The sequence below is a fragment of the Inquilinus limosus genome (assembly GCF_002195995.1).
In the GTDB taxonomy this organism is placed as follows: Bacteria; Pseudomonadota; Alphaproteobacteria; order DSM-16000; family Inquilinaceae; genus Inquilinus; species Inquilinus limosus_C.
Map to the genome: position 1 here is coordinate 106,280 of NZ_NHON01000005.1, position 13,948 is coordinate 120,227.

Genomic DNA, 13,948 nt, shown 5'->3' on the forward strand with positions numbered 1-13,948 from the left:
ACCGAGTTGGTCAGGGCTCATCGGGCGCGACCGCGGCGAACCAGCCGCCGGTGCCCTCACCCGGAAATCCTCACGGATTTCCGACCTCTCCCGCAAGCGGGAGAGGCCACGCTCCCAACCGGACAGGATCCATCGCATTCGCACAGCGAGGCTCTCAGCCATCCTATTCCCCACCCAGGAGCTGCGCGGCGGTGGCCGCGTCGGTGACCAGGACATTGACGAAGCCGGCGACGAGGCAGGCGCGGGCGATGCCCGCCTTCTGCGCCCCGGCGGCGACGCCGATCGAATGGGATTTCTCCCGCAGCGCCTCGGGCCTGAGGCCGATGGTGCGCGCATCCAGCTCCGGCGACACGATCCGGCCCTCGGCATCGAGGAAGCGGCCCAGCACGTCGCCGACCGCGCCGGCGCGCTGCAGCGCCTCGATCTGGCCGGCGTCGAGATAGCCGGAGTCGACATGGACCGAGCGGCTGGCCATCGGCCCCACGCCGAAGCAGGCGACCGGGGCGGCGCGGGCGACATCGAGGATGCCGGCGATCACCGGGTCCGCCTCCAGCACCGCGCGGGTGGCCGGGTTGCCGACGATCGCCGGTACCGGCAGCAGGGTGGCCGAGCCGGGGCCGGCCTCGGCAAAGCCCTCGGCCACGGCGTTGGTGCGGAAGGCGGTGCCGCGGATGGCGGTGGCGCCGTTCAGCAGCACCACCTGCACACCCTCATTCCAGCGCGGCGGCAGGCGCCGGGCCACCGCGGTCATGGTGCGCCCCCAGGACACGCCGACCAGATCCGGCCGGGGCGCCAGCGCGGCGAGGTACTGGGCAGCGGCCTGGGCCACGGCGTCGATGGCGATGGCCTCGTCGGCCGCGCCCTCCCCGGTGGCCGGGCCGGGCACCACGATCGCCTCGCGCAGGCCCCAGCGCGCCTGCAGCCGGGCCTCGAGGTCCGGCCGGCGCTGGCCGCGCGCCACGATCTCGATGCGGACGATGCCGGTCTCGCGCGCCTCCTGCAGCAGCCTTCCGACCTGCCAGCGGGTCAGGCCCAGCTCCTGCGCGATCTCGGACTGATTGCGGTCCAGGTCGTAATAAAGCTTGGCCGCCTGGACCATGAACTGCTCGCGCTGGGCATCCGAGGTGACGCGATGCCCGAGATCGGCCTGGAGGGTCACGGTGGCGCGTCCGTCAACATTTGAGCAATTCATGCTCTATTGAGCGGACGCTAGTCTCGCCGACCCCGCCCTGTCAAGCGGCGGCGCAGGGCGTTACCCTCGGCCGCAAGGATCATCTCCCGAGGAGACGCTTGTGACCGAGAGCGCACGCATGCTGGCCGGCAAATGCTATTGCGGCGCCGTCCACTACGAGGTGGCGGATTCGTTCCTGTATGCCCTGAACTGCCACTGCTCGAACTGCCGGCGGACGACCGGGTCGGCGTTCAAGCCTATCGCCGGGATCGAGCGCGGCAAGCTGACGGTGACCCAGGGCCGGGACGGGCTGATGATCTATGGCGAGCCGGACCAGAACAACACCCATTGCCGGGCCTGCGGGTCGCTGCTGTTCTCGGTCGTCCGCAACGGCGCCTATGTCCATGTCGCCATGGGCACGCTGGTCGACGACCCGACCATCCGGCCGACCGAGCACATCTTCGTCGGCTCCAAGGCGCCCTGGTACACCATCGCCGACGATCTGCCGCAGTATGAGGAGTTCCCGGGCTGACGCTGCTCCGGTTCAGCGTCCCGGGTTGCAGATCTAGGCACTGGACCAAACTTTTATTGTCATTGCCGGGCTTGACCCGGCAATCCAGGGGCCATCAAGAGCGGCTCTTGAAAGCCCCTGGACCCTCGGGTCAAGCCCGAGGATGACAATAAAATGAGAATGTAGAGCCGGCTCAGCCCGCCCGGCGCACCAGCGCCGCCAGCACCTCGGCCAACGGCGTCGTTCCCCGGCGAATCTCGCCGCCTTCGACCTCGATCCGCCCGGCATTGTGGGCGTCGTAGAGCTCGGTGATCAGCCGGGCATAACCGTCGCCCAGCCCGCCGGCTCCCAGCGCCTGGTCCCACTGGCCGCGCGGCAGCGCGACCGCCTGCACCGGCCGGCCGAGCGGCCCGGACAGGGCGGCGGCGACGTCCATCGCGGTGTAGCGCTGCGGCCCCTCGGCATGGACGATGCGCGGCGGCGCCTCCGCCGCGTCCAGCAGGTCGGCCGCGATCAGCCCGACATCGGGCGCCGAGACGGTCGGGAAGCGCTTGTCGAGCGGGTGGTGCAGGCTGGCCAGCACGCCGGTCGCCATGGCCGCGCCCAGCGACCGCACCCAGTTCTGCATATGCTCGGCCGAGCGCAGGAAGGTCACGCCCGGCAGGCCGCCGAGCCGCTGCTCCAGGTCGTGGAACAGCACGGTGATGCCGGTGCCGGACGGGTGCTGGGCGCCGTAGTCGGAAATGGCGACCGTGCGGGTCGGCCTCGCCAGTTCGAGTGCTTTGGCCAGGTTGTCGATCAGGCTGCGGGTCTCGGCCGCGGCGTCGCCGCGCGACGGGTTCAGCGGCGCGATCACCAAGGCGCCCTCGGCGCCGCTCAACGCAGCCGCCAGCGCCTCCGTGTCGGCGATGTCGGCGACGGCGATCTCGCAGCCGGCCTCGGCCAGCGCGGCCGCCTTGCCCGGGTCGCGGACCACCGCCCGCACCGCCCTGCCCCGCCGCCGCAGTTCCCGCGCCGCGGCGCCGCCGATCCGGCCTGTCGCTCCGATAATCACGAACATGACACCTCTCCCGCTATGCCCCGGATGGGGCCGGGCGGGACCTTGACGCGTCGGCTTGCGCCGGGTCGCGCCGGAACGGACGGGCGGGAGCAGGTTCGGACGGCGGCGTTCAGCCCCGCTCGCGCCGCAGCGCGCCGGGGGTGGTGCCGAGCACCCGGCGCATCGCCCGGGCCATGTGGCTCTGATGCGCGAAGCCGGCGTCGAGCGCGATTTGCGCCATCGGCAGGCGGCCGTCCAGCAGCAGCGCCCGGGCCCGCTCGACCCGGCGGCGGATGACGAACTGGTGCGGCGCCAGCCCGGTCGAGGCCTTGAACAGCGGCTTGAAATGCGACGGGCTGAGGCCGGCGGCAGCCGCCAGCTCGGCCAGGGTCAGGCGCTGGTCCAGCCGCGCCTCGATCAGCTCCAGCACCCGGGCCAGCTGCCGCCGCGACAGCGCCTGCCCCGCCGCGGACGCCGGCATCGGCGCCGCATAGCGCCGCAGCAGATGGGTCGCCAGCGCCAGGCCGATGCTCTCGGCATAGAGCGGGTCCGAGGGCATCTCCGCCTCCAGCTCGGCCTTCAGGGCCCAGCCGAGATGCTCGATCCGCGGGTCGCGCAGCTGCAGCCGCGGCGCGATCTCCAGCCGGCCGGTGGCCAGGCCCAGCCCCTCCGCCGCGCCGCGCATCAGCGCCGGGGTCAGCCGCAGCAGCAGGAATCGGGCCGGCCCTTCATCCTCCCAGGCCCCGGCCGCGCCGGCCGGCAGCAGGTCGATGTCGCCTTCGCGCTGCAGCCGATCCTGGACCAGCCCCTCGGCCCGGCAATGCGCCATGACCGGCGACCCGACATGCAGGCTGAGCCGCAGGTCCGGCGACGGCGCGGCCTCGACCGCATGGCCGGTGGCGGCGAACAGCCCGGCGGCGAAGCCGGTCCATTGCCCCGCCTTCTGCGGCGCGATCGCGCCGGACCGGATCACGGGTTCATGTGTATCCATTCGGCAACACCTCCGGGCCGACCTGCGGCGCCCGCGCCGCAGTCTACGTCCCGCCGCTTGAGCCGGCGAGGCCTCCTCGCTATATGGGCGGCGACCAGGCCGGGCCCCTCTGGCAGCTCCTCCGGGATCTGCGATGTCGGACTGGAACTCCCCCAGGGAGTGGCCCGCCTGCCGATCACCGATTCGCATTCCCGGAAGGCATGCAGGCTGCTCCTCACGACGAAGAGGACGGTTTTCGCATGGAACATCTGCTGACGGGCGAGGCGCTGAGCGCCCTGCTCCAGGTCATCATGATCGACCTGGTGCTGGCGGGCGACAACGCCATCGTCATCGGCCTGGCCGCGGCCGGGCTGCCCAAGGAGCAGCGCGGCAAGGCGATCCTGATCGGCATCGCCGCCGCCACCCTGCTGCGCATCGGCTTCGCCCTGGTCACCACCCAGCTGCTGGCCATCGTCGGCCTGCTGCTGGCGGGCGGCGTGCTGCTGCTGTGGGTGTGCTGGAAGATGTGGCGCGAGCTGCGCCATACGGCCAAAGAGGAGCATCAGGCCGAGGAGGCGCTGGAAGGTCACGAGGTGAACGGCAACGGCGCGCCGCGCAAGACCTTCGCCCAGGCCGCCTGGCAGATCGTGATCGCCGACGTGTCGATGTCGCTGGACAACGTGCTGGCCGTGGCCGGCGCGGCGCGCGAGCACCCGGTGATCCTGGTGTTCGGCCTGGCGCTGTCGATCGCGCTGATGGGCTTCGCCGCCAGCTTCATCGCCAAGCTGCTGAACCGCCACCGCTGGATCGCCTATGTCGGCCTGGCCGTCATCCTCTACGTCGCCGTCGACATGATCTGGCGCGGCGCGATGGAGGTGTGGCCGCACCTGCAGGGCGCGATGTAAGGCACAAGGGCCGGGCGATTGCCCGGCCCTTTCGTTTCAGCCCTCCGCCAGCAGATCCCGCACCGCCAAAGCGACGATCTCGGTCGCCTTGTACAGGTCGTCCAGCTTCAGCCGCTCATTCGCGCGGTGAGCGTTGGCGTCCTCGATGGTGCGCGGGCCGGCGCCGTAGAGGGCGATCGGCACCCCGGCGGCGGCATAGTGCCGGGCGTCGGTGTAGAGCGGCACGCCCTTGACCGGGATCTCCTCCCCCAGCACCGGCGCGGCGCGGCGGCGGATCGCCTCGGCCAGGCGGTCGGTGCCCGGCAGCGGCGACAGCGGCTCGGCCAGCAGGATGCGGCGGACCGTGACCGTCGCCTTCGGGAACGCCCTGGCCGCATCCTCGATCACGCCGCGCAGCTCCGCCTCCACCGCAGCACCGTTCTCCTCCGGGATCAGCCGGCGGTCGAGCCGGAACGCCACCCGGTCGGGCACGACATTGGTGTTGATGCCGCCCTCGATCAGTCCGACCGTGAGCTGCGGCGAGCCGATGCCGGTCACCTTCGACACCGTGGCCGCATAGCCCTTCCGATGCTGGTACAGCGCCGCCAGGATCGGCGTCGCCGCCTCCAGCGCGTCGATGCCGGTGGACGGCAGCGCGGCATGGGCCGATTTGCCGCGCAGCTCGACCTCGAGATGCAGGCAGCCATTATGCGCGGTCACCACCGCATAGCTGAAGGCGGCGGCGATGGCGAAGTCCGGCTTCGACAGCCCCTGCTCCAGGATCAGCTTCGGCCCGATCTCGCCGCCCGATTCCTCGTCATAGGTGATGTGCAGCTCGACCGTGCCGCGGGTCAGCCGGCCCGCCTGCTCCAACGCCTTGAGGGCGAAGGCGTAGGTGGCGATGTCGGATTTCGAGACGGCGGCGCCGCGCCCGACCATCCAGCCATCGACCACCTCGGCGCCATAGGGGTCGTGGGTCCAGCCCTCGCCGGGCGCGACCACGTCGCCATGCGCGTTCAGCGCGATCACCGGCCCGTCGCCGAAGCGGCGGCGGACGATCAGGTTGCTGGCGCTGATCATGCCATGCGCCTTGGCCAGCTCGGCCGGCACCGGATGGACCTCGACCTCGAAGCCCAGCTCGCGCAGCAGCTCGGTGGTCCGCTTCGCATGCGCGTCGCAATCGCCGGGCGGGTTGTCGGACGGGACCTTGACCAGCTCCGCCAGGAACCGGGCCTCCTGCTCGCGCGCGCCGTGGAGATAGTCGCGGATGGCGGTGTCGATGCTGTCGGTCATCACAGGAACTTTCGTGTCAGGCATGGTCGTACTGGCGGAGGAGGTCGAGCAGGACGCGGACGGCGAGGTCCGCATCCTCCACGGTGATGGATTCGGCCGGGTTGTGGCTGATGCCGCCGCGGCAGCGCAGGAACAGCATGGCCACCGGGGCCAGCGCCGCCATGGCCATGGCGTCATGGCCGGCACCGCTGGGCAGGCGCCGCGCCGGCAGGCCGTGGCGGCGGATCGCCGTCTCCAGCCGCGCCATCAGCGCCTCGTCGCAACGGACGGCGGCGGCATCGTGATAGCGCTCCAGCGCCAGCTCGACGCCGCGGCCGCGGGCGATGCCCTCCAGCGCCGCCGTCATCTCGGCCATCGCGGCCAGTCGGTCGGCATCGTCCGGCGCGCGGATGTCGATGGTGAAGCGCACCGCGCCCGGGATGACGTTGACGGCGCCGGGCTGCACGTCGAGCTGACCGACGGTCGCCACCACGTCGCGCCGGCTCTGGGCGCAGCGCTCGACCGCGAGGATCATCGAGGCGGCGGCGGCCAGCGCGTCGTGGCGCAGGTCCATCGGCACGGTGCCGGCATGGCCGGCCATGCCGCGGACCGTGGCGTTGTAACGGGCGGCGCCGTTGATCGCGGTGACCACGCCGAGCGGCAGGTCCTCGGCCTCCAGCACCGGCCCCTGCTCGATATGCAACTCGACATAGCCGAGCACGCGGTCGCGGCGCCGGGCCTCGCCTTCCAGGGCGTCCGGGTCGCCGCCGAAGCCACGCAGCGCGTCGCCCAGGCGCACGCCGTCATGGTCCAGCGCGTCGGCCACCGCCGGGTCGACGGTGCCGGCGACGGTGGCGCTGCCGGTCAGGGTGACGGGGAAGCGCACCCCCTCCTCGTCGCCGAAGGCCAGAACCTCGACGGCGAAAGGCAGCCGCTCGCCGCGCCGGTGCAGCTCGCCGATCACGGCGATGGCGGCCAGCACGCCGAGATTGCCGTCGTATCTGCCGGCATCGCGGACGGTGTCGATGTGGGAGCCGAGCAGCAGCGCCGGCAGCCCCGGCCTGTCGCCTTCGTAGCGGCCGACGACATTGCCGGCGGCGTCGGTCCGGGCGTCCATCCCGGCGTCGCGCATCCAGGCCAGCACCTGGTCGGCGGCCTGGCGGTGCGCTTGCGAGAGGAAAGTGCGGGTCAGCCGGTCCGGGTCCTCGCTGAAGCGGGCCAGGGCGTCCAGCCGCTGCATCAGCGCGGGGCCATGGGCGAGAGTGTTCTGGGTCGGAGCGGTCCCGAGGCTCACGGCAGCAGGTCCTTCAGTCGCAGGAGGGCGATGGTTTCCACCTCGGCCAGGGCCGTGGCGAATTCGGTGTCGCGCGGGTTTTCGACGCGGCGTCCGAACGCCGCCAGGATCTCGGCCCGGCTGCGGCCCTTCACCGCCATGATGAAGGGGAAGCCGAAGCGCTCGACATAGGCGGCGTTGAGTTCCTGGAACCGGGCGAACTCCTCGGGCGTGCAGCGGTCGAGCCCGGCGCTGGCCTGTTCGGCGCTGGAGCTGGCGGTCAGTTCCCCTGCCACCGCCAGCCGCCCGGCCAGGTCGGGATGGGCGCACAGCACGCCGAGCTGCCGGTCATGGTCGGCGGCGCGGAACACGGCGCGGAGCGCGGCGTGCAGCCCCTCGGCTGTGTCCTGCTCATGGGCCAGCCCGGCCTCCCAGGCCGCCTCGGCGATCCAGGGCGAATGCTCGAACACGCCGCCGAAGCGCACGACGAACAGGTCGCGGTCCATGGTGCTGGGGTGCGGCAGGGTCATCGGAAGAGCCTCCCTCGCAGCCCAGAAAAATCCAGTCCCCCCTCCCCTCGCGGGAGGGGGSYAGGGGGAGGGGGTTCGTGCAGGAAGATCCGGCGGAGGACAGTGTCGACGTACGGGCTTCGAGATAGGCCGGGCCGGCTCTTGCTGAGCGAACCCCCTCCCCCTGCCCCCCTCCCGCGGGGGGAGGGGGGACTCACTTTGATTGCAGCGCTCGTGATCATCTCACCCGCCATAGGGATGCTTCTCCCTCCAGTGGCGGGCGATCTCCACCCGGCGGCAGAACCAGACGCCGTCATGCTGCTTCGCGTAGTCGAGGAACCGCTCCAGCGCCATGATCCGGCCGGGGCGGCCGACGATGCGGCAATGCAGCCCGACCGACATCATCCGCGGCGTCTCCGCCCCCTCCTGGTACAGCGCATCGAAGCTGTCCTTGAGATAGGCGTAGAACTGGTCGCCGGAGTTGAAGCCCTGGACCGCGGCGAAGCGCATGTCGTTGGCGTCCAGCGTATAGGGCACGATCAGCTGCGGCCTGCCGCCGACGTCCTCCCAATAGGGCAGGTCGTCGTCATAGGCGTCAGCGTCGTAGAGGAAGCCGCCATGTTCGGCCACCAGCCGCCGAGTGTTCGGGCTGGTGCGGCCGGTGTACCAGCCGAGTGGCCTCTCGCCCGACACCTGCTCCAGGATCTCCACCGCCTTGCGGATGTGCTCGCGCTCGGTGTCCTCGCCGACATACTGGTAGTTGATCCAGCGATAGCCGTGGCTGGCGATCTCGTGCCCGGCCTCGACCATGGCCCGGATCACCTGCGGGTGCCGCTCCGCCGCCATGGCGACGGCGTAGACGGTCAGCGGGATCTGCTTGCGCTCGAACAGCCGGAGGATCCGCCAGACGCCGACCCGGGCGCCGTAATCGTAGAGGGATTCCATCGAGATGTGGCGCACGCCCGGCAGCGGCTGGGCATTGACGATCTCGGACAGGAAGCTCTCGGAGGCTGCGTCACCATGCAGGATGGAGTTCTCGCCGCCCTCCTCGTAATTGAGGACGAACTGCAGCGCCAGCCGGGCGCCGCCCGGCCAGTCGGCCTGGGGCGGGGTCGGGCCGTAGCCGACCAGGTTTCTCGGATAGACGGACACCGGTCCTCCCTCGCACGCGTGATCCCGAGCACAGGATAGCGGCCCGGGCCGCGTCCACTTTCGCTTTTGCGTTGAAAGTCTTTCCGCCGATCCGCCGTTGAGCAACGGACGGGCGGGGTGAAACATGACAACCGCAAGAAAACGACAAGCATCTTGTTGCCATGACAGGGCGATAATGCCCGGTGGCAGACCGGCCCGCCAGGGACCGGCAAGACACGGAGAGGCAGGATGGCCACAGACACGGCATCCCACCGGGGGCGACTGACCACCCATGTGCTCGACACCGCGCATGGCCGGCCGGGCATGGGCATCGCCGTGGCCCTGTACCGCCTCGACGGCGACAACCGCAGCCTGGTCATCGAGACCCGCACCAATGCCGATGGCCGCTGCGACGCGCCGCTGCTGGCCGGCGACGCCTTCCGCCCCGGCAGCTATGAGCTGGTCTTCGCCACCGGCGCCTATTTCCGCACCGCCGGCGTGGTGCTGAGCGACCCGCCCTTCCTGGACCAGGTGCCGATCCGCTTCGGCATCGCCCATGCCGACCAGCACTATCATGTGCCGCTGCTGATCTCGCCCTGGTCCTATTCCACCTATCGCGGCAGCTGACCCATGCGAGACACCGTCCGTTTCCTTCTCGGCGACGAGCTGCGCGAGATCCGCACGGTCGATCCGACCCTGACCGTGCTGGACTGGCTGCGGATCGAGGAGCGCCGCACCGGCACCAAGGAGGGCTGCGCCGAGGGCGATTGCGGCGCCTGCACCGTGGTGGTCGGCCGGCTTGACGGCGACCGGGTGCGCTACGAGCCGGTCAATGCCTGCATCCGCTTCCTGGCGACGCTGGATGGCTGCCAGTTGCTGACGGTCGAGCATCTGAAGGCGGCAGACGGGGCGCTGCATCCGGTGCAGCAGGCGATGGTCGACTGCCACGGCTCGCAATGCGGCTTCTGCACCCCCGGCTTCGTCATGACGCTGTTCGCCCTGTACCGCACCGACCCGGCGCCGGGCGAAGGCCGGATCGACGATGCGCTGGCCGGCAATCTGTGCCGCTGCACCGGCTACGCCCCCATCGTCGCCGCCGGAGAGCGCATGTATCAGCTCGGCGCGCCCGGAGCCGACCGCTTCGCCGCCGCCGAGACTGAGACGGTGAAACGGCTCCAGGATCTGGAGGATGAGGAGACGGTCGCGGTCGGCGACGGCGCCCGCCGCTTCTATGCCCCGGCCACCAAGTCGGCCTTCGCCGCGCTGCTGCTGGAGCATCCGGACGCGACCATCGTCTCCGGCGCCACCGATGTCGGGCTGTGGGTCACCAAGCAGCAGCGGGTGCTGCCGGCGGTGATCTACACCGGCCGGGTGAATGATATGCGCGGCATCCGCGAGACCAAGGACGGCTTCGAGATCGGCGCCGCCGTCACCTATGCCGAGGCGATCGGGCCGCTCGGCCGCGCCTATCCCGATTTGGGCGAGCTGATCCGCCGCATCGGGGCGGAGCAGGTGCGCGCCGTCGGCACCATCGGCGGCAACATCGCCAACGGCTCGCCGATCGGCGACATGCCGCCGGCCCTGATCGCCGCCGGCGCCACGCTGGTGCTACGCCGCGGCGACGAGCGCCGGTCGCTGCCGCTGGAGGAGTTCTTCATCGCCTATGGCCGGCAGGACCGGAAGCCGGGCGAGTTCGTCGAGAGCATCCGGCTGCCGAAGCTGTGGCCCGGCGACCGCTTCCGCGCCTACAAGATCACCAAGCGCTTCGACCAGGACATCTCCGCCGTCTGCGCCGCCTTCCGGCTGCGGGTCGAGGACGGCCGCGTCGCCGACATCCGCATCGCCTATGGCGGCATGGCCGGCACGCCGAAGCGTGCGGCCGCGACCGAGGCGGCGCTGCTCGGCCAGCCCTGGACCGAGGATGTCGTGCGCGCGGCGCTGCCGCTGCTGCAGCAGGACTTCACCCCGCTGACCGACTGGCGTGCCAGCGCCGGCTACCGCGCCAAGGTCGCCGCCAACCTGCTGCTGAAGCTGCATGCCGAAACCGCCGATCCCGCTGCGGAAACCCGCCTGGTCGGCGCCCAAGCTTTAACCCGACCGAGCCTGACCCATGCCTGACACCACCCTCTCTCAGGCCAAGACGCAGCCGGCCGCCGACCGCATCGACGGCGCGGTGCACGACCCGCGCCGGCACGACAGCGCCCACAAGCATGTCAGCGGCGAGGCCGTCTATATCGACGACATCCCGGAGCCGGCGGGCCTGCTGCATGTCTGCCTGGGGCTGAGCGAGCGCGCCCATGCCCGGATCCGGTCGATCGACCTGGCCCAGGTGCGAGCCGCGCCCGGCGTGGTCCGAATCTTCACCGCCGCGGATGTGCCCGGCGAGAACGACATCGGCTGCAACCATCTGGGCGACGAGCCGCTGTTCGCCACCGACCTGGTGCAGCATGTCGGCCAGCCGGTCTTCGCCGTGGCCGCCGAGACCCGCGACCAGGCCCGCCGCGCCGCCCGCCTGGCCGCGATCGACTATGAGGAGCTGACGCCGGTCCTGGACTATGACGCGGCGAAGGCCGCCGGCACGCTGGTGACCAAGCCGATGACGCTGCAGCGCGGCGACGCCAAAGCGGCGATCGCGGCGGCACCGCGCAAGGTCGAGGGCCGGATGCGGATCGGCGGGCAGGAGCATTTCTACCTGGAGAGCCAGGTGGCCCTGGCCCTGCCGGGCGAGGATGGCGACGTCACCGTCCATTCCTCGACCCAGCATCCGAGCGAGGTGCAGCACATCGTGGCATCCGTGCTGGACGTGCCCGACGGGGCGGTGACGGTCGAGATCCGGCGCATGGGCGGCGGCTTCGGCGGCAAGGAGACCCAGGCCAACCTGTTCGCCGCCGCGGCCGCGCTGGTGGCCAAGGCGACCGGCCGCGCCGCCAAGCTGCGGCCGGATCGCGACGACGACATGGCGATCACCGGCAAGCGCCACGATTTCGAGGTCGACTATGCGGTCGGCTTCGACGAGGAGGGCCGGATCGAGGGCGTCGAGATGCTGCTGGCGGCGCGCTGCGGCTGGTCCGCCGACCTGTCCGGCCCGGTCACCGACCGCGCGCTGTTCCATGCCGACAACGCCTATTTCTACCCGGCGGTGCATCTGGCCTCGCTGCCCTTGAAGACCAACACCCAGTCGAACACCGCCTTCCGCGGCTTCGGCGGGCCGCAGGGGCTGGTGGCCGGCGAGCGGCTGATCGAGGAGATCGCCTTCGCCACCGACAAGGACCCGCTGGAGATCCGCAAGCTGAACTTCTACGGCACCGCCGACCGCAACGTGACGCCCTACCACCAGACAGTGGAGGACAACATTGTCCATGGGCTGGTGGCGGAGCTGGAGCGCGACAGCGACTACTGGAACCGCCGCGAGGAGATCCGCGCCTGGAACAAGACCAGCCGGTTCCTCAAGCGCGGCCTGGCGCTGACGCCGGTGAAGTTCGGCATCTCCTTCACCTTCACCGCCTACAACCAGGCCGGCGCGCTGGTGCATGTCTACAAGGACGGGTCGATCCACCTGAACCATGGCGGCACCGAGATGGGCCAGGGCCTGTACGTCAAGGTCGCCCAGGTCGTGGCCGAGGAGTTCCAGGTCGATATCGGCCGGGTCCACATCACCGCCACCACAACCGGCAAGGTGCCGAACACCTCGGCCACCGCCGCCTCCTCCGGCGCCGACCTGAACGGCATGGCGGCCCAGGCCGGGGCGCGGATGATCAAGGAGCGGCTGGTCGCCTTCGCCGCCGAGCGCTGGCAGGTCAAGCCGGACCAGGTGGTGTTCCGCCGCAATATGGTGCAGATCGGCGACCAGGAGGTGCCGTTCCCGGAGCTGGTGCGCGCCGCCTATTTCGGCCGGGTGCAGTTGTCCGCCGCCGGCTTCTACAAGACGCCGAAGATCCATTGGGACCGGGCCGCGGGCCGCGGGCGCCCCTTCTACTACTTCGCCTATGGCGCGGCGGTCAGCGAGGTCACGGTCGACACCCTGACCGGCGAGTACCGGCTGGACCGGACCGACGTCCTGCACGACGCCGGCAATTCCCTGAACCCGGCGATCGACAAGGGTCAGATCGAGGGCGGCTTCGTCCAGGGCGCCGGCTGGCTGACCATGGAGGAGCTGTGGTGGGACGCCAAGGGCCGCCTACGGACCCATGCGCCCTCCACCTACAAGATCCCGGTGGCGAGCGACCGGCCAAAGATCTTCAACGTCCGCCTGGCCGACACGCGGAACCATGAGGAGACGATCTACCGCTCCAAGGCGGTGGGCGAGCCGCCCTTCATGCTCGGCGTCTCGGTGCTGCACGCGATCTCCGATGCCGTCGCCAGCGTCGCCGACCACACGATCTGCCCCCGCCTCGACCCGCCGGCGACGCCGGAGAAGGTGCTGGATGCAGTGGAGCGGCTGAGGGCGGCGGGAGGAGGCGGGGGATGATGACGCTCGTTCATCAGCCGATGTCTTTTGAGTCCCCCCTTCTCTTGCGGGACTGCGGTGTTCACACATCGCCTCTTTCTAGTCCCCCCTCCCCTCGCGGGAGGGGGTTAGGGGGAGGGGGTTCTCTCGGATCGAGTTGGCCCAGACCGTCGCAAACCGGAATGGACGGCGAGTTCGGTGTCCTGCCCATTCGCGCGCGGACGCGCGCAGCCCCCTCCCCCTGCCCCCCTCCCGCAAGGGGAGGGGGGACTTGTAAAAACTCACTTCAGCAATGTGTAAATCCAGGGAAGCCGACCTCCCTAGACCTCGCCCTTCCCCGTCAGCACCGCCCCGATCGTCAGCACCACGCCCGACAGCTCATGCATGACTTGCTCGTTGGTGAAACGCACGACCCGGAAGCCCTGATCTTCCAGCCAGAGAGTCCTTCTGGTGTCGCCATCAAAGGTCAGCTCGTGCGACGCGCCATCGACCCCGATCACCAACCTTGCCGACAGGCAGACGAAGTCGACGATGTATGCGCCGAGGCGATACTGACGCCGGAAGCGAGCGCCACCGACGCGCTTGTCGCGCAACTGGTGCCACAGCAGCAGCTCGGCTTCGGTCTGGTTCTGCCGCAGGAACTGGACGCGTTCATCGGCCATCGGCGCGTTGCCTCGAAAACCCCCTCCCCCTACCCCCCTCCCGCGAGGGGAGGGGGGACTCCATTGTGCATCGGCGCCG

General features: G+C 70.6%; 13 protein-coding genes. 5 read left to right on the top strand and 8 right to left on the bottom strand.

Features of this window, described 5'->3' with window-relative positions; all coding sequences use genetic code 11:
- Positions 1-163: 163 nt before the first annotated feature.
- Positions 164-1,159, bottom strand: coding sequence for a sugar-binding transcriptional regulator (locus tag BWR60_RS04695; RefSeq protein WP_218823342.1), 996 nt, complete (start codon positions 1,157-1,159; stop codon positions 164-166).
- 133 nt (positions 1,160-1,292) lie between these two features.
- Between BWR60_RS04695 and BWR60_RS04700 the strand changes: the two genes are divergently transcribed.
- Positions 1,293-1,703, top strand: coding sequence for a GFA family protein (locus BWR60_RS04700; RefSeq protein ID WP_218823343.1), 411 nt, complete (start codon positions 1,293-1,295; stop codon positions 1,701-1,703).
- 172 nt (positions 1,704-1,875) lie between these two features.
- Here BWR60_RS04700 and BWR60_RS04705 read toward each other — a convergent pair whose 3' ends face one another.
- Together BWR60_RS04705 and BWR60_RS04710 are read right to left on the bottom strand one after the other, a co-directional pair.
- A complete protein-coding gene (locus BWR60_RS04705; RefSeq protein WP_088149847.1) occupies positions 1,876-2,742 on the bottom strand; it encodes an NAD(P)H-binding protein in 867 nt (288 codons plus the stop codon).
- A gap of 109 nt (positions 2,743-2,851) precedes the next feature.
- Positions 2,852-3,712 carry a helix-turn-helix transcriptional regulator gene (locus BWR60_RS04710; protein ID WP_144445519.1) on the bottom strand — a complete coding sequence of 287 codons (861 nt, stop codon included), beginning with the start codon at positions 3,710-3,712 and terminating at the stop codon, positions 2,852-2,854.
- A 239-nt stretch (positions 3,713-3,951) separates the two neighbouring features.
- Between BWR60_RS04710 and BWR60_RS04715 the strand changes: the two genes are divergently transcribed.
- Positions 3,952-4,596, top strand: a complete 645-nt coding sequence (locus BWR60_RS04715) for a TerC family protein (RefSeq protein ID WP_088149849.1) — start codon at positions 3,952-3,954, stop codon at positions 4,594-4,596.
- Between the two features lie 36 nt (positions 4,597-4,632).
- Here BWR60_RS04715 and BWR60_RS04720 read toward each other — a convergent pair whose 3' ends face one another.
- The 4 genes from BWR60_RS04720 to puuE form a co-directional block, all read right to left on the bottom strand.
- The gene (locus BWR60_RS04720; RefSeq protein WP_230982949.1) at positions 4,633-5,868 is read right to left on the bottom strand and encodes an ArgE/DapE family deacylase; all 1,236 of its coding nucleotides are present in this window, start codon (positions 5,866-5,868) and stop codon (positions 4,633-4,635) included.
- A gap of 16 nt (positions 5,869-5,884) precedes the next feature.
- A complete protein-coding gene (locus BWR60_RS04725; RefSeq protein WP_230982950.1) occupies positions 5,885-7,141 on the bottom strand; it encodes an allantoate amidohydrolase in 1,257 nt (418 codons plus the stop codon).
- Entirely contained in the window at positions 7,138-7,650 is a 513-nt protein-coding gene (gene uraD, locus BWR60_RS04730) for a 2-oxo-4-hydroxy-4-carboxy-5-ureidoimidazoline decarboxylase (RefSeq protein WP_088149851.1), read from the bottom strand. The genes BWR60_RS04725 and uraD overlap by 4 nt, the downstream gene beginning before the upstream one ends.
- A 222-nt stretch (positions 7,651-7,872) precedes the next feature.
- Entirely contained in the window at positions 7,873-8,781 is a 909-nt protein-coding gene (gene puuE / locus BWR60_RS04735; RefSeq protein ID WP_230982951.1) for an allantoinase PuuE, read from the bottom strand.
- Positions 8,782-9,009: 228 nt separating this feature from the next.
- On the opposite strand from puuE, the gene uraH reads away from it, so the two are divergent.
- From uraH to xdhB, 3 genes are read left to right on the top strand one after another with little or no spacing between them, the layout of a single operon-like run.
- Positions 9,010-9,387: a hydroxyisourate hydrolase gene (uraH, locus tag BWR60_RS04740; RefSeq protein ID WP_088149853.1), complete on the top strand. Its 378-nt coding sequence runs from the start codon at positions 9,010-9,012 to the stop codon at positions 9,385-9,387.
- Positions 9,388-9,390: 3 nt separating this feature from the next.
- Positions 9,391-10,878 carry a xanthine dehydrogenase small subunit gene (gene xdhA, locus BWR60_RS04745; protein ID WP_088149854.1) on the top strand — a complete coding sequence of 496 codons (1,488 nt, stop codon included), beginning with the start codon at positions 9,391-9,393 and terminating at the stop codon, positions 10,876-10,878.
- Positions 10,871-13,228, top strand: a complete 2,358-nt coding sequence (xdhB, locus tag BWR60_RS04750) for a xanthine dehydrogenase molybdopterin binding subunit (RefSeq protein ID WP_088149855.1) — start codon at positions 10,871-10,873, stop codon at positions 13,226-13,228. Before xdhA ends, xdhB begins: the two co-directional genes overlap by 8 nt.
- Before the next feature lie 299 nt (positions 13,229-13,527).
- Here the strand turns inward: xdhB and BWR60_RS04755 are convergent, their stop codons facing one another.
- The gene (locus tag BWR60_RS04755) at positions 13,528-13,869 is read right to left on the bottom strand and encodes an endonuclease domain-containing protein (RefSeq protein ID WP_088149856.1); all 342 of its coding nucleotides are present in this window, start codon (positions 13,867-13,869) and stop codon (positions 13,528-13,530) included.
- Between the last annotated feature and the right edge of the window lie 79 nt (positions 13,870-13,948).